This is a genomic window from Isoptericola luteus (genome assembly GCF_020297055.1).
GTDB classification, from domain to species: domain Bacteria; phylum Actinomycetota; class Actinomycetes; order Actinomycetales; family Cellulomonadaceae; genus Isoptericola; species Isoptericola luteus.
Window position 1 is genome coordinate 199,956 of record NZ_JAIXCQ010000007.1, and the last position, 19,829, is coordinate 219,784.

At 74.3% G+C, this 19,829-nt stretch carries 21 protein-coding genes and 1 riboswitch; of the genes, 7 read left to right on the forward strand and 14 right to left on the reverse strand.

Annotated elements, in window-relative coordinates:
* Positions 1-44: 44 nt before the first annotated feature.
* From LEP48_RS11880 to LEP48_RS11890, 3 genes are read left to right on the forward strand one after another with little or no spacing between them, the layout of a single operon-like run.
* On the forward strand, positions 45-452 hold the full coding sequence (locus LEP48_RS11880; protein WP_225565795.1) for a hypothetical protein: 408 nt from the start codon (positions 45-47) through the stop codon (positions 450-452).
* Between the two features lie 10 nt (positions 453-462).
* Positions 463-1,632, forward strand: coding sequence for an ATP-dependent DNA ligase (locus LEP48_RS11885; protein WP_225565796.1), 1,170 nt, complete (start codon positions 463-465; stop codon positions 1,630-1,632).
* A 49-nt stretch (positions 1,633-1,681) separates the two neighbouring features.
* Positions 1,682-2,245 carry a dihydrofolate reductase family protein gene (locus LEP48_RS11890; RefSeq protein WP_225565797.1) on the forward strand — a complete coding sequence of 188 codons (564 nt, stop codon included), beginning with the start codon at positions 1,682-1,684 and terminating at the stop codon, positions 2,243-2,245.
* Positions 2,246-2,250: 5 nt separating this feature from the next.
* On the opposite strand, the gene LEP48_RS11895 is transcribed toward LEP48_RS11890, so the two are convergent.
* The 4 genes from LEP48_RS11895 to LEP48_RS11910 form a co-directional block, all read right to left on the reverse strand.
* Positions 2,251-3,336, reverse strand: coding sequence for a DNA polymerase domain-containing protein (locus LEP48_RS11895; RefSeq protein ID WP_225565798.1), 1,086 nt, complete (start codon positions 3,334-3,336; stop codon positions 2,251-2,253).
* Positions 3,337-3,346: 10 nt separating this feature from the next.
* A complete protein-coding gene (locus tag LEP48_RS11900) occupies positions 3,347-3,904 on the reverse strand; it encodes a hypothetical protein (RefSeq protein ID WP_225565799.1) in 558 nt (185 codons plus the stop codon).
* A gap of 199 nt (positions 3,905-4,103) precedes the next feature.
* On the reverse strand, positions 4,104-5,936 hold the full coding sequence (locus LEP48_RS11905; RefSeq protein WP_225565800.1) for a DUF349 domain-containing protein: 1,833 nt from the start codon (positions 5,934-5,936) through the stop codon (positions 4,104-4,106).
* On the reverse strand, positions 5,933-6,727 hold the full coding sequence (locus LEP48_RS11910; RefSeq protein ID WP_225565801.1) for a peptidylprolyl isomerase: 795 nt from the start codon (positions 6,725-6,727) through the stop codon (positions 5,933-5,935). The genes LEP48_RS11905 and LEP48_RS11910 overlap by 4 nt, the downstream gene beginning before the upstream one ends.
* 94 nt (positions 6,728-6,821) lie before the next feature.
* Here LEP48_RS11910 and LEP48_RS11915 point away from each other — a divergent pair, with 94 nt between their 5' ends.
* Complete coding sequence (locus LEP48_RS11915; RefSeq protein ID WP_225565802.1) at positions 6,822-7,559, forward strand: MBL fold metallo-hydrolase; 738 nt, start codon at positions 6,822-6,824, stop codon at positions 7,557-7,559.
* Positions 7,560-7,667: 108 nt separating this feature from the next.
* Complete coding sequence (gene hisS / locus LEP48_RS11920; protein WP_225565803.1) at positions 7,668-9,059, forward strand: histidine--tRNA ligase; 1,392 nt, start codon at positions 7,668-7,670, stop codon at positions 9,057-9,059.
* A gap of 34 nt (positions 9,060-9,093) precedes the next feature.
* Here hisS and LEP48_RS11925 read toward each other — a convergent pair whose 3' ends face one another.
* Positions 9,094-9,477: a VOC family protein gene (locus tag LEP48_RS11925; protein ID WP_225565804.1), complete on the reverse strand. Its 384-nt coding sequence runs from the start codon at positions 9,475-9,477 to the stop codon at positions 9,094-9,096.
* Between the two features lie 192 nt (positions 9,478-9,669).
* Here LEP48_RS11925 and LEP48_RS11930 point away from each other — a divergent pair, with 192 nt between their 5' ends.
* On the forward strand, positions 9,670-10,308 hold the full coding sequence (locus tag LEP48_RS11930) for a hypothetical protein (protein WP_225565805.1): 639 nt from the start codon (positions 9,670-9,672) through the stop codon (positions 10,306-10,308).
* Between the two features lie 145 nt (positions 10,309-10,453).
* Positions 10,454-11,974 carry an Rv2578c family radical SAM protein gene (locus tag LEP48_RS11935; RefSeq protein ID WP_225565806.1) on the forward strand — a complete coding sequence of 507 codons (1,521 nt, stop codon included), beginning with the start codon at positions 10,454-10,456 and terminating at the stop codon, positions 11,972-11,974.
* A gap of 99 nt (positions 11,975-12,073) precedes the next feature.
* Here the strand turns inward: LEP48_RS11935 and LEP48_RS11940 are convergent, their stop codons facing one another.
* The 9 genes from LEP48_RS11940 to LEP48_RS11980 all read right to left on the reverse strand — a co-directional run.
* Positions 12,074-12,400 (reverse strand): DUF1330 domain-containing protein, encoded by a 327-nt coding sequence (locus LEP48_RS11940; protein WP_225565807.1) that lies wholly within the window; start codon positions 12,398-12,400, stop codon positions 12,074-12,076.
* 40 nt (positions 12,401-12,440) lie between these two features.
* On the reverse strand, positions 12,441-12,800 hold the full coding sequence (locus LEP48_RS11945) for a DoxX family protein (protein WP_225565808.1): 360 nt from the start codon (positions 12,798-12,800) through the stop codon (positions 12,441-12,443).
* A 13-nt stretch (positions 12,801-12,813) separates the two neighbouring features.
* Positions 12,814-13,581, reverse strand: a complete 768-nt coding sequence (locus LEP48_RS11950) for an energy-coupling factor transporter transmembrane component T family protein (RefSeq protein WP_308010022.1) — start codon at positions 13,579-13,581, stop codon at positions 12,814-12,816.
* Positions 13,582-13,627: 46 nt separating this feature from the next.
* Positions 13,628-15,310 carry an ABC transporter ATP-binding protein gene (locus tag LEP48_RS11955; RefSeq protein ID WP_225565810.1) on the reverse strand — a complete coding sequence of 561 codons (1,683 nt, stop codon included), beginning with the start codon at positions 15,308-15,310 and terminating at the stop codon, positions 13,628-13,630.
* Positions 15,307-15,999, reverse strand: a complete 693-nt coding sequence (locus LEP48_RS11960; RefSeq protein WP_225565811.1) for an ECF transporter S component — start codon at positions 15,997-15,999, stop codon at positions 15,307-15,309. Before LEP48_RS11960 ends, LEP48_RS11955 begins: the two co-directional genes overlap by 4 nt.
* Positions 16,000-16,096: 97 nt before the next feature.
* Positions 16,097-16,217: riboswitch (TPP riboswitch) on the reverse strand.
* A gap of 114 nt (positions 16,218-16,331) precedes the next feature.
* Entirely contained in the window at positions 16,332-16,802 is a 471-nt protein-coding gene (locus tag LEP48_RS11965; protein WP_225565812.1) for a PPOX class F420-dependent oxidoreductase, read from the reverse strand.
* A gap of 49 nt (positions 16,803-16,851) precedes the next feature.
* Positions 16,852-18,015 (reverse strand): SseB family protein, encoded by a 1,164-nt coding sequence (locus LEP48_RS11970; protein ID WP_225565813.1) that lies wholly within the window; start codon positions 18,013-18,015, stop codon positions 16,852-16,854.
* 51 nt (positions 18,016-18,066) lie between these two features.
* Positions 18,067-18,594 (reverse strand): hypothetical protein, encoded by a 528-nt coding sequence (locus LEP48_RS11975; protein WP_225565814.1) that lies wholly within the window; start codon positions 18,592-18,594, stop codon positions 18,067-18,069.
* A gap of 9 nt (positions 18,595-18,603) precedes the next feature.
* A partial coding sequence (locus LEP48_RS11980; protein ID WP_225565815.1) for a polymorphic toxin-type HINT domain-containing protein occupies positions 18,604-19,829 on the reverse strand: 1,226 nt, incomplete at its 5' end.

The window sequence follows — 19,829 nt, forward strand, 5'->3', positions numbered from 1 at the left end:
GCTCCCCGCCGCCCGGCCGCGCCGTCCTGCCCTGGAGGAAGCCCGTGCCCAGCTTTAGCTCGCCAGGTGTGCGCCGCTTCGTCACCTGGTTCAACGGACGCGTGCTCGCGTGGCGCCGGTCGCCGCGCTGGGGCGGCCCGTTGCGCCGGCGGCTCACCATCGTGCGCTACACGGGACGGCGCACCGGACGAGAGTTCGCCATCCCGGTCGGGTTCCGTCGCGAGGGCGAGGGCGTGACCCTCAGGGCGGTGGCACCGGAGGCGAAACGCTGGTGGCGCAACTTCCTGGGCGAGGGTGCGGCGCTCTCGCTCGAGCTCGACGGCGAGGAGCGCTCCGGGCACGCGGTCGCCCACCGTGACGCCGCGGGCCGGGTGACCGTCAGCGTGCGGTGGGTCGACCTGCAGGGCGGGGACCGACGAGCCGCGGAGGTGCCCGCGCGCCGCGCGGAGTAGGTTCGCAGGCATGACGCTGCCGCTGTCGCCGCCGGTCCTGCCCATGCTCGCGAAGTCCGTCGCCGCCGTCCCGGAGCAGCCTGACGACGGGCCCGGCTGGGTGTACGAGCCGAAGTGGGACGGGTTCCGCGCCGTCGTGTTCCGTGACGGCGACGACGTGCGCATCGACTCGCGCAACTCCCGGCCGATGCAGCGGTACTTCCCGGAGGTCGTGGAGGCCGTCAAGGCGGCGCTCCCCGAACGTTGCGTGGTCGACGGCGAGATCGTCCTCGCGCGACCCGGCGCCGACGGTGGTGCCGCCCACCTCGACTTCGACGCCCTGGGGCAGCGCATCCATCCTGCGGCGTCCAGGGTCGGACTGCTCGCGCAGGAGACCCCGGCGAGCCTCGTGGTCTTCGACCTGCTGGCCCTCGACGACGACGACCTCACGAGCCGACCGCTGACCGAGCGGCTCACGCTCCTCGACGGGCTCGGCCTCCGGGGCCCGCAGGTGCACGCGACCCCGCGGACCACGGACGCCGAGGTCGCGCGCGACTGGTTCGAGACGTTCGAGGGCGCCGGCCTCGACGGCGTGGTGGCCAAGCCGGCGGACGCGCCCTACCAGCCGAACAAGCGGGCCATGCTCAAGATCAAGCACGCGCGCACCGCCGACGTCGTCCTCGCGGGCTTCCGGCTGCACAAGACGTCGACGTCCGAGCGGCCGCTCGTCGGCTCGTTGCTGCTGGGGCTGTACCGCGACGAACCCGACCGTGAGGACGGTGCGGTGGGCCCGCAGCTCCAGTTCGTGGGTGTCGCGGCCTCGTTCCCCGCCGCCCGCAGGGCCGCCCTGCACGCCGAGCTGTCTCCGCTCGCCGTCGAGCCCGGCACCCCGGAAGGAGCCGAGCACCCCTGGGCGGACTGGCAGGACCCGGCCGTCGCCGACGGCAGCGCAGGGGAGCGGCGGCCCGGCGCTCAGTCGCGATGGAGCGCGGGCAAGGACCTGACCTTCACCCCGCTGCGGATCGAGCGCGTGCTCGAGGTCGGATACGACCACATGGAGGGCGCGCGGTTCCGGCACACCGCGCAGTTCAAGCGGTGGCGGCCGGACCGCGACCCGGGGTCGTGCACCTACGAGCAGCTCGCGGAGCCGGTCGGGTACGACCTGGGGTCACTGCTGCCCGGCGCGCCCGGAACCGCCTGAGCCGGCGACCGGAGCGATGAGTCCGCCGGCCGCCGGCCGTCTGGAGGGCATGGGAATGCTGAGATACGGGTTGAGCTGCTCGCTCGACGGCTACGTCGTCGACGGGGACGGGAACTTCGACTGGTCCGAGCCCAGCGAGGACGCCCACGCCTACTTCAACGCGCGGACCCGGGAGGTGAGCACCTTCGTCCTGGGTCGGCGCATGTGGGAGACGATGCGGGTCTGGGACACCATGCCGGCGGGGGAGTCCGAGGTGACCGACGAGTTCGCTGCGGCCTGGCGCGAGATCGACAAGATCGTCTGCTCCGACACGCTGACCGGCCTCGATGCCCCGCGCGCCACGCTCGAGCCGCGCCTCACCGCGGAGCGGCTGGCCGAGATCGTGGCGGCGAGCGACGGCGTCGTCGAGGTCTCCGGTCCGACGACGGCGGCGGTCGCGCTGCGGGCCGGGATGGTCGACGAGATGGACGTGCGCGTCCTGCCGTACGTCGCGGGATCCGGGGTGCGGCTGCTGCCCGACGGGCTGCGCGCCGAGCTCGCGCTGGTGGACACCTTCGTCTTCGACGACGGGTCGGTGTGCCTCCGGTACGCCCGGTCCGCCGCCGCCGGGTAGCCCGCTCAGCGCTTGCGGTCGGTGTCGCGGCTGGGCTGGACCCGCTTGGGCTCGCCTGGCATCTTCGGGTACTCCGGGGGATAGGGCAGGTCGCCCAGGCCGTGCTCCTCCTCGTCGCGTCGCGCCAGGTCCAGGGCCGCGTCCAGGGAGCAGTCCAGGGCCGGGTCGCGGTCGGCCCGCAGCGCCGCGAACAGGTCGCCCCGCTCCGCGAACCGCGCCGGCACCGTCGTGACGTCGAAGTCGTCGGGGTGGACCTCGCCCACCTCGTCCCACTCCAACGGGGTGGAGACGGTGGCGCGAGGGTTGGCCCGGACCGAGTAGGCGGAGGCGATGGTGCGGTCGCGCGCCATCTGGTTGTAGTCGACGAAGATCCGCTCGCCGCGCTCCTCCTTCCACCACTTCGTGGTGACCTGGTCCGGCAGCCGGCGCTCGAGCTCTCGGCCGATCGCGATGGTGGCGCGGCGAGCCTGCTGGAACGACCACCGGGGGGCGAGGGGTACGAACACGTGGATGCCCCGGCCGCCCGACGTCTTCGGGTAGCCCACCAGGTCGAGCTCGGTGAGGAGGTCGCGCAGAGGGAAGGCGACCGCTGCGGCGTCGTCGAACGAGGTGCCCGGCTGCGGGTCGAGGTCGATGCGCAGCTGGTCCACGGCCTCGACGTCGTCACGCCGCACCGGCCACGGGTGGAACGTCAGCGTGCCGAGGTTGGCAGCCCACGCGACGACGGCGAGCTCGGTGGGGGCGACCTCGTCCGCGGTACGCCCGCTGGGGAACGCGATCGTCGCCGTCTCGACGTAGTCCGGTGCGCCGCGTGGCAGCCGCTTCTGGTAGAACGCGTCCCCGCGGCTGTCCGCGCGGGTCGCCATCACCGCGCCGTCGAAGAAGCCCTTGGGCCATCGCTCCAGCGTGGTCGGGCGATGCAAGAGGGCACCCAGGACGCCGTCGCCCACGGACAGGAAGTACTCCACCACCTGGAGCTTGGTGATCCCGGGGCGCCCCTCCCGCTCGGGGAACACGACCCGGTCGGGGCTGGAGACACGCACGGTGCGGCCGTCGGCGTCGAGCTCGACGGCGGGAGCGTCGGAGGGCATGGGCCTCAACCTAGGGCAGAGCCTCACCCACCGCACCCAGGACCTCGGTGGCACGGGCCAGCACGAGCCGTGCGCGCGGACGTCCCACGGCGCGCACCCGGCGCTCGAGCAGCCGGGTGGCCTGGGACAGGTCGACGCCGCAGTGCCGGACGAGCGCGACCACCCGGGCGAGCGCGTCGTCCGGAGTCAGGTGCAGCGCGAGGTCGACGACGGTGCGTGCGGGGACCGTCACCCGCAGGCCCGCGAGGACGACCGTGTCGTCGCGCAGGAGCGGCGCCTGCCAGACCTTCCCGGAGTCGTCGCGGACCCGGGGTCGGTGGCGCCCGGGAAGGTAGGTCAGGTCGAGGAGCCCGCCGTCGTGGGCGACGCCGCCGCAGTGGACCCAGGCGGCGGTGCGACCGGACACCGCCGAGCCCGCGGGGACGTCCCCCACGAGGGTCTCGGCGCGGAGGTGCGGCCCCACCATCTCGCCGGCCGGGACGGCGGCGTCGTGCCGGAGGACGTCGAGCGCGCCGTCGCGCACCAGGACGTCCCACGCAGCGCGCCCGCCGACGTCGGCGGGGCGCACGAGGCGCGACGCCCGGGGAGTGCCGGGCGGGGCGAGGAGGTCGGCCAGGCTCTGGCCGCCGGGCTCGGCTGTGCCGGACGAACGGGCGGACGAACGGGCGGACGAACGGGCAGACGGACGGGCAGACGGACGGGCGGGTCCCACGCCCGGAACGGTATCCGGGCGCGGGACCCGCCCGCGCAGCGCCTGTGGACGGACGTCAGCCGCGAGACTCCTGCGCGGCACGCACGACCTGCTCGAGCCACGAGCGGCGGGCCGCGATGTCGGACTCGAGCTCGGTGACGCGCCGGGAGTCGCCGGCGGCCCGTGCCTTCGCCAGGTCGGCCTCCAGGCTCTCGATCGCGGACTCGAGCTGCGCGGCAGCGCCCTCGGCCCGTGCCCGGGTCTCGGGGTTGGTGCGGTCCCAGCGAGCCTGGTCGGCGTCGCGCACCGCCGACTCGACGGCGCGCAGCCGGCCCTCGACGCGCTGCAGGTCGCCACGCGGCACCTTGCCGGCCTCCTCCCAGCGCTCCTGGATGTCGCGCAGCGCGTTCTTGGCCCGCTGGAGGTCAGTGACCGGCAGCAGCGCCTCCGCCTCGACGAGCAGCGCCTCCTTGACCTCGAGGTTCTGCGCGTACTCGGCGTCGATGGCGGCGTTCTCGGAGTCGCGCGCGGCGAAGAACGTGTCCTGCGCCCCGCGGAACCGGGCCCACAGGGCGTCGTCGTCCTTGCGGTTCGCACGGCCGGCGGCCTTCCAGCGCGCCATCAGGTCGCGGTAGGCGGCCGCGGTCGCACCCCAGTCGGTGCTGTGCTGCAGGGCCTCCGCCTCGACCACCAGCTTCTCCTTGGTGGTCTTCGCGGCGGCGTTGCGCTGCTCGAGGTCGGCGAAGAAGTGGCGACGCTCGCGGTCGAAGGCGGTGCGCGCGTGGCTGAACCGCTTCCAGAGCGCCTCCTCCGTGGGACGGTCGATGCGCGGGCCGGAGCGCTGCGCCTCCTTCCACTGGTCGAGCAGCGTGCGCAGCTCCTCGCCCGCCGGGCGCCACTGCATCTTCGCCGGGTCGGTCGCCGCGATCTTCTCCGCGGTGTCCACGATGGCGGTGCGTGCCTCGACCGCGGCCGCCTTGGCGGCGGCTCGCTCCTGCTCCAGGGCGGCGCGACGCTCGGCCGCGGCCGACCGCAGCGACTCGACCCGGGCGCGCAGGCCGTCCAGGTCGCCGACGGCGGCCGGCTCCGTGGTCTCCTCGGTGAGCTTCGTGAGCGTCTGGTCGATCTCGCGCACCGACAGGTCCGCGCTGCTCAGGCGGGTCTCGAACAGCGCGACCTTGGCCGACAGGTCGAGGTAGCGGCGCACGTACAGGCTCATCGCCTCGGACGCGGGCACGCCGGGGAACTGGCCCACCTCGCGCTCACCCGCGGCCTCGCGGACGAAGACCGTGCCGTCGTCGTCCACGCGGCCGAAGCCCTCGGCAGCGGCCGCCTCAGCGGCGTCCACGGCTGCGGGTGCGACAGGCATGACGGGCGTGGCCGGTGCGCCAGGAGTTGCCGGGACCGAGCCCGAGGGTGCGCCGGCCGCTGCCGGACGGCGGATCGCCGAGGGCTTGGGCGCGCCCGCGAGCGCCGAAGGCTTGGGCGCGCCCGGCTTGGGCGCGGCCGGCTTCTGGGAACCGGCCTGCGGTGCGTCGGTCTCGGTCGTCTCCGGCGTCGTGGGCTCGGCCGCTGCCTCGGGTGCCGTGGCACCTGGCTCGGCCGGTGCGGCATCAGGCTCGGCCGATGTCGGCTCGGCCGGTGCGGCCGCGGCGGGCTCGGGCTCGGTCGGTGCCGGCTCCGCGGGTGCCGCGGCGTCGGGCTCGGTCGGTGCTGCGGGCTCGGGCTCGGTCGTGGCCGGCTCCGGAACCCCGGTGGTCGGCGGCTCCTCGGGCGCCGGCTGCGGCGCTTCCTGGGTGGAGGCCTCCGTGCCGGCGGGGGCGACAGGCGGGGCCGCCTCGGTCGCCTGCTCGGTCTCGGCGGCCACGGGCTGCTCGGGGCCGGTCGAGCCGGGGGTGCTCTCGCTCACTGGGTCTCCACTCCTTCGATGATGACGGGGCTGGCGGGGGAGCCGTCTGCGGCTCCGTCCGCCACGCCCGCGTCAGCGACTGCCTGGACGGCGTCCAGGCCAGAACTCACGGTGCCGAGCACCGTGTACCCGCCGGCGGCGTCGGACGGGATGGTCGAATCCTGGTACACGACGAAGAACTGCGAGCCCATCGACTCGCCGTCGCCGCCGATGCGTGCCATCGCGATCGTCCCGGCCGGGTAGACGTCGTCGGCCGGAGCGTTCTCGACGGGTCCGTACGAGTATCCCGGGTCGCCGCTCCCCGTGCCGGTCGGGTCGCCGCACTGCAGCACGAAGATGCCCGCGGTGGTGAGCCGGTGGCAGGCGGTGCCGTCGAAGTACCCCGCGTCGGCCAGCGCCACGAAGCTCGCCACGGCCTGGGGGGCGGCGGCACCGTCCAGCTCGACGACGAGGTCGGACTCGACCCCGGCGGAGCACATCTGCAGCGTCGCGGTCCAGGTCCGGCCCTCGGCGGTGGACGGGTCGGGCAGGGCGCCGCCGTCACGGGCGCCCGGGGTGTTCGCGGGGCACGCCCCGGCGGCCGCGGGCGTCGGGGGCGACTGCGTGCCGCCGCTGAGCCCGCCGAGCCCGGCGACGACGGCAGTGCCCAGGACGAGTGCGAGCACGGCCGCGATGGCCACGAGCGCGAACGTGCGTTGCCGCTTCGCGCGCGCCCGTGCCTGCCGTTGCTCCCACTTCGCCTGCTGCTTGCGCGCCTGCTCGCGCTGGGTGGCCGCCACCGTCGGGGGCACCTCCTTGGTCGTTCGTCGGCGCGCGCGGATCCGCGCGCGGGGGACAGTCTAGGCACCGGGGTACAGGTCACACCCGCCCGATACCGTGGCCGCCGTGGAGATACACCTGGTCGTGGCACCCGTCTTCGGTACCAACTGCTGCGTCGTCGTCGCGGACGACGCCCCGGGCGGGCCCCGGGACTGCGTCGTCGTGGACGCCGGAGCGGGCGTGGAGGAGGAGGTGTCCGCACTGGTCACCCGCCTGGGCCTGCGCCCACGCGCGGTGCTCGCGACCCACGGGCACGTCGACCACACCTGGGACGCGGCGACGTTGTGCGAGCGCTACGGCGTCCCGATGCGCGTCCACGCCGCCGATGCGTACCGGCTCACCGACCCGTTCGGCACGCTCGGGATCAGCGACGCCGGGGTGTCGCACGCGCTGGGCGACGCCCTCGCGGCCACCGGACGGCGCCAGGAGGACTACCGGGCCCCGGGGGAGGTCAAGGTCTTCGAGCCGGGACGGGACGACGAGACGCTCGTCGCCGGTGCCGTGCGGCTGCGTGCGGTGCACGCGCCGGGACACACGGAGGGCTCGACGCTCTTCGTGCTCGGTGGTGACGGTGACGGCCGCGCCGCCGGCCCCGGCGCGCCGTCGGGCGTGGTGCTCGCCGGCGACGTGCTCTTCGCCGGCGGCGTGGGGCGCACCGACCTGCCCGGGGGTGACGCGGCGACGATGCGGCGCACGCTGCGCGACGTGGTCGGCCGGCTGGACCGGGACCTGGCCGTCGTGCCCGGTCACGGGCCCACCACCCGCGTGGGGCACGAGCTGGACACCAACCCCTTCCTCGCCTGACGCCGTCGACGCGTGGGGGACGCGTCAGCGGATGTGGTGGGCGACATGGTGGTGTCACCGGTGGACCGGCGACCGGGCGCACGTCCGCCGTCTGGGAAGATGGTGCCCATGGCACGCCCTACCCCGCTCTCCGGCTTCCCTGAATGGCTCCCCGACGGTCGCGTCGTGGAGCAGCACGTCCTGGAGGTGTTGCGACACACCTTCGAGCTGCACGGGTTCGCCGGGATCGAGACGCGCGCGGTCGAGCCGCTGGACCAGCTGCTGCGCAAGGGCGAGACCTCCAAGGAGGTCTACGTGCTGCGCCGGCTCCAGGACGAGGACGGCGACCAGGCCCGTGGTGACCAGAGGCCGGACAAGCAGCTCGGTCTGCACTTCGACCTCACCGTCCCGTTCGCGCGCTACGTGCTGGAGAACGCCGGCCGCCTGGCGTTCCCGTTCAAGCGCTACCAGATCCAGAAGGTCTGGCGGGGTGAGCGTCCCCAGGACGGCAGGTTCCGCGAGTTCGTGCAGGCCGACATCGACGTCGTCGGCGCCGGCGAGCTGCCCTACCACTACGAGGTCGAGCTCCCGCTGGTCATGGCGGAGGCCCTGGGCGCGCTGCGCGACGTGGGCGTGCCCGAGGTGCGGATCCTCGTGAACAACCGCAAGGTCGCCGAGGGTTTCTACCGCGGCCTCGGGCTGGACGACGTCGAGGGCGTGCTGCGTCAGGTGGACAAGCTCGACAAGATCGGCCCGGACGCCGTCGCCGAGCTGCTCCAGGCCGAGCAGGGGGCCACGCCCGAACAGGCGAAGGCCTGTCTGGAGCTGGCCGGGATCTCCGGCGCGGACACCGGGGTGATCGACCGGGTACGCGCGCTCGCGGGCTCCTACGGCGCCGGCACGGACCTGCTGGAGACGGGCCTGGCCGAGCTCGGCGCCCTCGTGGAGGCGGCGGCCCGGCGCGCGCCGGGCGTCGTCGTCGCCGACCTGAAGATCGCCCGCGGGCTCGACTACTACACGGGGTCGGTCTACGAGACGGTGCTCGTGGGCCACGAGCAGCTCGGGTCGATCTGCTCGGGCGGCCGCTACGACACGCTCGCCTCCGACGGCAAGAACACCTACCCGGGCGTGGGGCTGTCCATCGGCGTCTCGCGGCTCGTCTCGCGGCTGCTGTCGGCGGGGCTCGTCACCGCGACCCGCGGGGTGCCGACGGCGGTCCTGGTCGCCGTCGCAGACGAGGAGCACCGGGCACAGTCCGACGCCGTGGCCGCCGCGCTGCGGTCCCGCGGCATCCCCGTGGACGTCGCGCCGGCGGCGGCGAAGTTCGGCAAGCAGATCAAGTTCGCCGACCGCCGCGGCATCCCGTTCGTGTGGTTCCCGGGGCAGGCGGGCGAGGACGACGTCGTCGGCCCCGACCAGGTCAAGGACATCCGCTCGGGCGAGCAGAAGGACGCCGACGCGTCCGTGTGGACCCCGCCGGAGCAGGACCTGCGGCCGCGGGTGGTGCCGGCGGGGGAGTGATGCTCCCGTCGGGGCGACCCCACCCGCGGCGTCGTCATCCCTCGATGAGCGCGACGACGTTGCGGGCGGGGTCGCGGAACCAGCCGATGGTCGGTCCCTGGCGCGGGTCCTCGCTGCGCACGACGCCGTCGGCGTCCTGCGGGAAGCCGGGATAGCGCACGAGCTCGACGCCGCCGGTGAGCAGCGCCTTCGCCGCCTCGGTGACGTCGGCCACGACGAGGTTGAGCACGGTGTGGCCGGCAGGCTGGTGCTCGTCGCCCTTGGCGTACAGGAAGACGGGCGTGCCGCCGGTGACGTCCAGCTCGAGCCCCATCGGGGTGCGGCGGACGGCGAGCCCGACGACGTCGCGGTAGAACGTCTCGGCGGTGTCGAGGGCGTCGACGGAAAAGCTGCTGAACGCGCGCTGCACGGTGAGCACGGGGACTCCTTCGGTCGGTTTCCGGGCCGTCGAGGCCCTGTCGGGTGGACCGTCTCGGGGTCTGGAACTGAGCGGTGGGGCGTCCCGGCCGTGGGTTTATCCCCCAGGTGACCCCTGATGCGTCCCTGAATCTCCCCTGATTCGCCCGATGACCTGCCCGGACGACGCTCTGGAGCCGGTACCTTGTCCTTCGTGAACGTCTACGTCGTCCTGTCCCGCAGCCGCACCGTCCTGTCCCGGACGATCCGCCTGGCGACGCGCGACGAGTACACCCACGCCTCGCTGTCCCTCGACCCCGGCCTGGACCTCATGTTCAGCTTCGGCCGTCGGCGCGCGAGCAACCCGTTCGTCGGGTGCTTCAAGCGCGAGCGGCTCGACGAGGGCATGTACCGGGACATGCCCGTGCTGCCCGGTGCCGTGCTCGCGATCCCCGTGTCGCCCGCGCAGCACGAGGCGATCAGCACCCGGGTGGCGGAGTTCGTCCTGGACGGGCACACCTACACCTACAACGCGCCGGGCCTCGTGACGGGGCTGTTCGGGCGCGGCTCGGAGGACGACACGCGCTTCTTCTGCTCGGAGTTCGTCTACCACGTGCTGCGCGACGCCGGTGTGTGCGACCTCGGCGTCCCGCGCTGGAAGGTGCGCCCGCAGACGTTGCTGAGCGTTCCCGGGCGCGTCGTGTTCCGGGGCAACCTCAAGCGGTACGCCGCGGCGCAGCCGTCCGACCCCGCGGCCGCCACGCTGATGTTCGCGAGGTCCTACGGGCTCCTTCCCGCCGTCCGGGAGGCCGACCGGATGCCGGCCCGAGCGGCCGACCGCGTCCCGGCCTGATCCCAGCCGCACGCCCGGGGCTCGACGAGCGACGGGATCGCGCCCTGCGCGATCCCGTGACGAGCGGTCACGCGGTGTGTGCCCGGCGGGATGCCCGACGACGCGCCGGCTACCAAGCCGCCCGAACGTGTGTTCGAATAGGTTCATGAGGTGGGACAGCCAGGCGATCCGGTCGGACGACGGCGCGCTGCCCGGGCTGGAGCGTTCCGGCCTGGCGCGGCTGGGCCTGGTCCGCAGTGTCAAGACCCCTGAGTTCGCTGACGTCACGTTCCACGAGGTGATGTCCAAGAGCGCTCTGAGCAAGGTGCCCGCGGCGTCACGGATGCCGTTCGGGTGGACCATCAACCCTTACCGCGGCTGCAGCCATGCCTGTCGCTACTGCATCAGCCCGGAGACGCAGGTGCTCATGGCCGACGGCCGTCGTCAGCCGATCCGCGACGTGCGCGTGGGTGACCTCGTCGTCGGGACCGTCGTCGACGGCAGCCACCGGCGGTACGCGGCGACCCCGGTTCTCGCTTGGTGGCGCACGGTCAAGCGGGCGCACCGCGTGACCCTTGCGGGCGGGACGACGATCGTCGCGAGCGGCGACCATCGGTTCCTGGCCAGCGGCAGTGGCTGGAAGCACGTGGCGCGACAGGAGCCCGGCATCCCCCGCCGTCCGTTCCTGACCGTCGACGACCGCCTGACGGGACCCGGCCAGGAGGCCGCCTCCCCGGGGGGAGCGGTCACGACGTCCGCCGGTCTCGACGTCACGAGCATCGAGGACCTGGGCCTCGAACAGGAGATGGTCGACATCACCACGGGCACCGGCGACTTCGTCGCGAACGGTGTGGTGTCGCACAACTGCTTCGCCCGGCCCACCCACGAGTACCTCGACCTCGACGCCGGCCAGGACTTCGACTCGCAGGTCGTCGTGAAGATCAACGTCGACCAGGTGCTGCGCACCGAGCTCGCGAAGCCGTCGTGGCGGCGCGAGCCGGTGGCGCTCGGCACCAACACCGACCCGTACCAGCGGGCGGAGGGTCGCTACCGGTTGATGCCGGGCATCATCGAGGCGCTCGCGGACTCGGGCACGCCGTTCTCCATCCTGACCAAGGGCACGCTGCTCCGCCGGGACCTGCCGCTGATCGCCCGGGCGTCCCAGGGGGTGGAGGTGGGCATCGGGGTCTCGCTCGCGTTCGCCGACGAGGAGCTGCAGCAATCGGTCGAGCCGGGGACCCCGACGCCCCGGGCCCGGCTCGAGCTGGTCCGTGCGGTCCGCGCCGCCGGCCTGCCGTGTGGCGTCATGGTGGCACCGGTGCTGCCCTGGCTGACCGACTCCCGCGACCACCTGCGCCGGCTCCTCGACGACATCGCCGAGGCGGGCGCCACGGGCGTCACGGTGGTGCCGCTGCACCTCAAGCCCGGCACCCGGGAGTGGTACCTGCAGTGGCTCGAGCGGGAGCACCCTCACGCGGTCGCGGGGTACGAGCGGGTGTTCGCCCGGGGCACGTACGCGCTCGAGGCCTACCGGCAGTGGCTCTGGGACCGCGTCGGACCGCTCCTCGCGGAGCGGGGGTTCGGCGGCTCCGGGCACCGTGCCCGTTCCGGCGCGACGGGGCGCTTCCCGGACGAGCTGCGACCGCGCGACGCGGCCGACCGGCAGGCCGAGCATCTGTTGTTCTAGGCCGGCCGCGCCGTGCCCGGCCGCGCCGTGCCCGGCCGCGCCGTGCCCGGCCGCGCCGTGCCCGGCCGCGCCGTGCCCGGCCGGGCCGGGCCGGGCCGGTCATCCGACCGGTGCGACCCGCAGGATCTCGGTCCGCGCGATGGCGCGGTCCCGCACGTCGAGCCGGGCGACGCGCTCGGGGTCGGCCATGTAGGCGGCGAGCGCGTCGTCGTCGGGCAGCTCGATGATCTGCACCTCGCAGGGCTCCCAGGCGTGCTCGGCGGCCCGTTCGCGGGAGGTCGCCGCCTCGCCGGCGACGTTGCGCACCCGCGAGACGACGCGCCCGCCGTGCCGCGGCACGAGCGCCAGCACCTCGTTCTCGTAGGACGTCAGCAGGTCGGCCTGGCCGGGGTGGGACCACAGCAGGACGGTCAGGGTGAGGGGCACGCGGAGCTCCGATCGGTGAGGTGGCGGGCGCCGTACGGCGTCAGCGGACGAACGAGAACCACAGGACGAAGATGCACAGCAGGAACATGCCGGTCGCGTTGACGAAGAAGTTGCGCCCGAAGTCCCGTGCCCGCACGTGGAAGCCCAGCGCCAGGGCGAAGTAGACGACGAGGGCCACCGACGTGACGGTGCCGAGCAGCGGCACCCAGATGCCGACGACGAGCCCGAGCGCGGCCGCGGCCTTCAGCCACGGCGTCACCCACCACCAGCGTTCGGGGAAGTGCACGTCGCGGAAGCAGTCGGCGATGAAGCGCACCGGTCCGATGCACAGCACCGCGTCGACGGCCGAGACCAGGGCGAGCAGGAGCACGGGCCACACGGGGTCGGGCAGGAGCCGCATGTCGAGAGCCTACTCACGCGGTCAGCGCCGCGGGGCCCGAGAGCCATCCGCCCCACCACCCGGCGAGCAGGACCCCGGCGACGACGCCGAGCACGGCGGCTGCCGCCACGACGTCGCCGGCCCGCAGCGGCACCTTGTGCGCGGTGGTGCGCGGGCCCGACCCGAGTCCCCGGCTCTCCAGCGCGATGGCGGTGCGCTCGGCGCGGCGGACCGCCGCCACCAGCAGGGCGAAGACGGCGGTGCCGAGCGCTCGGGGCGAGCGCGGCAGCGGCGCACCGGCGGCCCGGCGGGGGTCTCGGACCGCCTGGGCGCTGCGGATCGCCTCCCACTCGGCCGGCAGCAGCTCGAGCACCCGGTGGGCGGCAAGCACGGCGTAGGACGTCGTGGCCGGGACGCGCGCGTGCTGGTGGAGGCTCACCATGAGCCGCGCCGGGTCGGTCGTGACCACGAGCAGCACGGAGACCGTGCCCAGGTACAGGGTGCGGGCCGCGAACGACGTCGCGACCGCCAGCGCGCCGCTGGTGACCTCGACGGGACCGACGACGGCGAGCACGTCGCCGTCGTGCCGCAGCAGGAGGTTCGAGGAGAACACCGATCCGGCGAACGCCACGAGCGCGAGCTGGGCACGCAGGAGCGTCCCCGCCGGGACGCGGCCGAGCAGCAGCGCAGCGCCCGTGGCGAGCAGCCACAGGACGACGGGCGTCACCGGGTCGGTGACGAGCAGCACGGCGCCGCTCGCGACCAGGAGCGTGCCGAGCTTGACGGTCGGGTTCCAGGCCACGGCGGGCGACGCTCCTGGCCCACCGGGACCGGGGCTCACCGGGCGCTCACCGGGCGCTCACGGCGGCGTCGAGCGCGCCCAGCAGCGACCGCAGCGGCGGCCGCGGCCCTGGCCGGCCGCACCACCAGTCGAGCAGGTCGGTCCGGGCGAGTCCGGCGGCGTCCAGGGTCTCCGTGTCGCCGAGGACGGCCTCGAGGCGGCCGTGCGCGACCGGACGGCCGTCGCGCAGCACCAGCAGGCGGTCGGCGCACCGTGCCAGGAGCTCCAGGTCGTGGCTCACGACGACGACGCCGGCGCCGTCCTCGGACACCTGGCGGAGCACCCCGGCCGTGTCCAGGGCACCGGCGCGGTCGAGCCCGAACGTCGGCTCGTCGACGAGGAGGAGGTCGACGTCGGTGACGACGGCGCACGCCAGCGAGAGCCGGCGCTGCTGGCCCCCGGACAGGCGGTACGGCGACCGGTCGGCCAGGTCGTGGAGCCCGAAGCGGTGCAGAGCGGCCGTCACCCGGCGGTCCACCTCGTCGTCGGGCAGGCCCGCGCGGCGGGGACCGTAGGCGATCTCCGCGGCGACGGTCCGGCACAGGAGCTGCTGCTCAGGGTGCTGCACGACCAGAGCGGTACGGCCCGTGCGCCGCGTGCCGCGGGTGCGGTCCAGCCCCGCGAGGCCCCGCAGCAGGGTGGACTTGCCGCACCCGTTGACCCCGACCACGCCGACGACCTCGCCGCGCCCGACCCGCAGGTCGACGTCGTGCACGACGTCGACCTGTCGGGCGCGCGACCAGCGCCCGTGGGGTCGTCGCGTGCGTGACACGCTCATGCGGCGGGCGTCGAGGACGGGGTCGCCCCCTCGGGGTCCGGCGGCCACGAGGGCTGCGCCGTCGGGGGATGGCGGGGGCGACGGGGCACGTCTCGCGGTGAGCTCCACCAACCAGGCGTCGGTGCCCGGGTCGCCGAGCCGGCCGGGTGCCCCGGCGGCGTCGAGCAGCACGTCCGTCGGGACCCAGCATCCTGCGGCCAGCAGCCGGTGCCCGTGCGTCGCGAGCACCTCGGCCGTAGGCCCGCACGCGACGATCCTGCCGCCGTCGAGCACGAGCGTGCGCGCGGGCAGCGGGCGGAGGTCGTCGACGCGGTGCTCGACGACGACCGCCGTCGTCCCCTGCGTGGCGAGCCGCCCCACCAGGGCGCCGACGTCGCGCGCCGCGCGGGGGTCGAGGAGCGCCGTCGGCTCGTCCAGGAGCAGCACCCGGGGACGGCCCGCGAGCGCCGCAGCGAGCGCGACCCGCTGGAGCTGCCCGCCCGAGAGCTCGCCGGTGGCGCGTCCGGCGAGGTCGCCCGCGCCGGCCGCGGTGAGCGCAGCCTCCACGGCGGCGGGCATGGCCGCGGGCGGCACCGCCCGGTTCTCCAGGACGTGCTCGATCTCGCCGACGACGGTGTCGAGGCACGTCTGGGCCGCGGGATCCTGCAGCACCAGGCCCGCGACGGCGGCGACCGCACGCTGCCCGCCCGCGACGGCGTCGACCGCGCCGACGAGCGCGCGCCCGGACACCTCGGCGTCGACCGTGTGCCCGACGATGCCGGCGAGCGCTGCGAGCAGGGTGGACTTGCCGGACCCGGACAGCCCGACGACCAGGAGGGCGTCGCCGTCGGGGAGCCGCACCGTGACGTCGTCGAGCGCGGCCACGCCAGCGCGGGGGTAGGTCACGGTGAGCCGCTCGGCGGTCGCGCTCATCGAGCGCGGCCGACGGGATAGTTGTCGAGCACGCCCGTGCGCAGGAGGGCGAGTCCCAGGGCACGGGCCGCGAGGCCCGACAGCAGCACGCAGGAGACCACGAGCACCGCGAACCGCAGCAGATAGAGGTCCTGTCCCAGGTAGCCGTTCGCGAAGGTCTGGTAGGCGTAGGTGACGGCGGCGGCCGTCACCCCGGACAGCGCGAACGTGCCCCAGCCCCACCGGCGGTAGCGGGTCAGGGCGAACGCGAGCTCGGCCCCCGCGCCCTGCACCAGCCCCGAGACGAGCACCATCGGCCCGAACGGCGAGCCGAACACGACGAGCTCCACCCCGGCGGCCAGCACCTCGGCGAGCAGGCCCGCCCCCGGACGGCGCAGGATGAACAGCGCCAGCGGGGCGACGACGATCCACGCGCCGCCCAGGACGGCGTCCGCGAAGCCGCCGAACGGGCCCAGCGCCAGCAGGAGGGGGCCGTAGACCTGGTCGGCGACCCAGAACACGAAGCCGAACACCACCGCGAGCACCGCCAGCAGGACCGTGTCGTGCAGGCCGGGCCGCGGGCGCCGCGCCCGGAGGGCGGGTACCGGCCGATCGCCCGGGGTGCCGTGGTCGCGCCGGGCGTCAGGGGTCTCAGCGGGTTCGGGCGTCTCAGGGGTCTCAGGCGTGCGGTCGACGTCGGTGGGGTGCATCCGGGCTCCTCGTCCTCGGGCCCCACGGTGGACACGCACGACGACCCCGTACCGCCCCGCCGCCCGCCGCGCGGAAACGAGCGCGGTGGCGCGCGGGACGGCGAGAACCGCCCTGCTCCCTTCGCTGGTACGAACCAGATCAGGTTCCACGGGTCTGCGGGTAGACGAAGGTCGTCCGGCCGCACTCTCAGCGCTCTGGCGCTCCCCGGGGGCTTGTGCCACCGACCCTAGGCGTCGTGACCTGCGCAGACAACCCCTGCGTCGTACCTGCGCCAGACCTGCGCCGGGCCTGTGCCGGGCCTCGCTCGGACCTGGCGCGGCCGTCGAGGGTCTCAGCCCTGGGCGAGCCGCGGCGGGAAGCCGCCGGTGGCGACGGGGCCCCAGCGGTCGATCGTGATCCGCACGATGCTCTTGCCCTGACGCACCATCGCCTCGCGGTACTCGTCCCAGTCCGGGTGCTCCTTGCCGGCCGCGGCGCGGTAGTACTCGACCAGCGGCTCGACGGACCCCGGCACGTCGATCACCTCGGCGGCGCCGTCGACCTGCACCCACGCGTCGTCGAAGTCGTCCCCGAGGGCGAGGAACGACGCCCGCGGCCGTCGGCGCAGGTTCACGGCCTTGGCCCGGTCCGGGTACGTGGACACCACGACGCGGCCCTCGGCGTCGACCCCATAGGTCACGGGGCTGAGCTGTGGGGTGCCGTCTCCCCGCGTCGTGACGAGGACGCCGTGGCGTCTCGAGCGCAGGAACTCGACGAGCTCGTCGCGCTCGACGGTCGTGGTGGTGGCGATCCGGGGAGCCATCGGGGTCTCCTGAGGTCGAAGGGCGGGGGACCGTCCCACCCTGGCACGGTCAGCGCGCGACGGGGACGGCGGCGCCGTCGGCCGCCCCGGGCTCGCTCATGAGCCACTCCGTGGCGAACAGGACGCGGTCGGTGAGGCCGAGCATCGCGTCGCGGGCCTCCACGTGCGGGGTCGAGAACGCGAGGCGCGCCACGGACTGCGCGCCGGGGGCCGGCGCCCAGTAGTCGACGAGGAGCAGCGGCACGTCCTGCCCGCCGAGCTCGGGCGAGCCGTGCGCCGCGCGCACGTGCCGCAGGAACGGCCCCGACAGCGTCTCGGTGGTCGTGAGGGCGTCGTCGGGACCCAGGGTCGGCCGCAGCCGGTCGTCGATGCGCTGCAGGTGGCTGACGCCGCCGACCTCGGGGCCGAGGTCGTGCCAGTAGAGGGTGAGGTTCAGCGCGAGCGCCGCCTCCTTGCCGGGCAGCGTGAGGTAGGCCATGACACGACCTCCCGCGGTGGCCGCGCGCTCCGCGACCGCGGTCAGCTGCTCACGCAGGTCGCGGCGCAACGGGGCGCCGCGGTCGCCCAGCACGGCGGTCTGCTGCTTGACGATCGCGCGGATCTGCAGGCCCCGCTCGTGCGGGTCGTCGAGGTCGACCACGGCCCAGTGGTCGGGCAGGTTGAGCTCGATCCCGATGCCGCGGGAGCCGCCCGGCTCGTCGACCGTGGCCATCGCGTGCAGGCCGTCGATGCTGATGCCCGCGCCGGAGTCGTCCGCAAGCCCTGTCGGGTCGCCGTCGCCGGTGCCTCCTGCGTCGGCGTCGAGGTCCAGTGCGCCCAGCGCCTCGGCGACGGAGAGGACCATGGCGTGCCCGCCCGCCGGGTCGACGACCACCCGCTCGAGCACGGCGCCGTGCCGGCGCAGGAACGGCGCGAGCGAGTCACGTCCGCGCAGGCTGAACTCGCGCCCGGGGTCGTCCTGGAGAAAGGCCGACAGGGCGGCCGCGGACGAGAACAGGCACAGCTCGTATGGCCGTGCCGAGCCGTCCGGGGCGTCGAACACGCGCACCTGGGGCGTGCCGTCCTCGCGCTCCAGGTGCGGGACGACGACCGCCGCGCCGCGCAGCGTGCCGAGCACGGCGGCACGGTCGCCCGCCGCGAGCGCAGCCTGCAGGGCTGCCGCGCCGGGGCCGGGTCGCGACGAGGCAGGGATGTCGGGGAGAGCGTCCGTCATGGGCGATCAGGTCTCCTGGGTCAGGACGGGGGATCGGGACGACGGGCCCGGTCAGGCGGGCGGGTACGGATCGAAGACGCGGTCGACCCGCAGAAACGTGTCCGAGAAGAGCTCGCACTCGACGGAGCCGTTCATGATTCCTTCGAGGAAGGCGGTCGCACCGAGGTCGAACCGTTCCCAGCGTTCGCCGTCCGCGTCCTCGACGTACACGGTGTGGTCCGCGGGGCTCGCGCCCGGGTCGACGCGCCAGAACACCGTCTCACCGTTCCCCGTGTTGGCCCAGGCGATGAGCCGGCTGTCCTCGGGCAGGTCGTCCGGCCGGAACTCCGGGTCGTCGTCCCACAGCACGAGGAGGTCGCGGAACACGCCGGGGGACTCCAGGAGGTCCTGGCTCGGCAGCGGGTGCCCGGGGGCGAAGAGCCGGATGTAGCCGAACCACTGTCCGGCTCCGCCCGCGTCGAGCAGCTGCCGGAAGTCCTCGGGGACGGCCATCTCCAGGCGCTGCTCCGTCCCGGCCCAGTCGTACGGTGCCGCCGGCGGGGTCAGGTTCCCTGCGTCGATGAGGTCTTGCGTGCTCATGTGTTCCTCCTAGCCTCTCGTGCCGAACCGGAAGCCGTGCTCGTTCTTGGGGAGGTTGCCGGCGGCGACCTCCTCCGACAGGAGGGGCAGGTCCGCCCGGTTGTCCAGCGTGTAGTCCAGCTTGTAGCCGTTGTCGCCGGTGCCCTCGAAGTGGATCTGGGACGGCACCTCCGCACTGCCCTCGTACTTGGGGGTCACCCGGTAGTCGACGTTCTCCCCGCCGTTGACGACGCGCTTGACCTCCCGCTCGACGGCGCGCTGCCACGGGCTGTTCGAGCGGGGGTGCTGCGAGACGAAGTTGGCCGCGTGGTCGTTCGGTCCCCCGAGGTTGGCACCGCGGAGGTGTCCGCGCTGGTGGACACCGTCGATGTATCCCAGGGGGTCGACCTTCGGGTCGGTCGCCCCGCCGATGTCGCTCTTCGTGAGCTTGACCCTGATGCCCGAGGGACGCCCCAGGCTGTCGACCTGGTACGTCGCCCCGTTGATCTTGTACGTCTTGCCCGGTGTGAGGGCCTTCGCGTGGACGGCGTTGTGGACCAGGACGGCGGTGTCGCCGGCCAGGACGTAGTAGTCGTGGTGGGTGGCGACGTGGATGTTGTAGACCGTGACGGGGTCGTTCGGGTCGCGGTGCTCGACCTCGATCCGGTCGAGGGACACGGCGCCCTCGGGCGTCACGAGGAGGTCGCCGGGCTGCAGGTCCTTCGCGAGGATCCAGCCCATGTTCGTGACCATGAACGGGTGCTCGTCGGTGGTGGTCACGACCTGCCCGCCGATGCTCAGGTGCCACAGGGTGGTCGTGGTGCGCACGAACGTCTCGGTCACGACCTGCAGCACGTCGGCCCCGGCGGCCAGATCATGCGCCCAGACCTTGTCCCCGGCCCGCAGGTCCTCGATGGGTCGGTCACCCTCCGGGGTGCGGACCAGGGTCCCCGCGGTGAAGCAGGTACCGAACCCGACCTTGCACCAGGCTTTCTTCGCGCCGGTCTTGGCGCCTTGCTTGAGGGCGGCCTTCGACAGGCCCGTGGCGGCCTTGGCCGCACCACCCAACCCGATCACCGACAGGGCGGCCCCCGCGATCGCGATCCCCGCCTCGGCCCACGACCGCTCACCCGTGGCGGCCAACGTCAGGTTCGCCAGCGCGGACACGATCGCCGCGACCGCGGCGACCACGATCAACACCCCCGCCAACGCCGTGCCCACGATCGGGATGAACGCGACCACCACCGCCAGCAGGC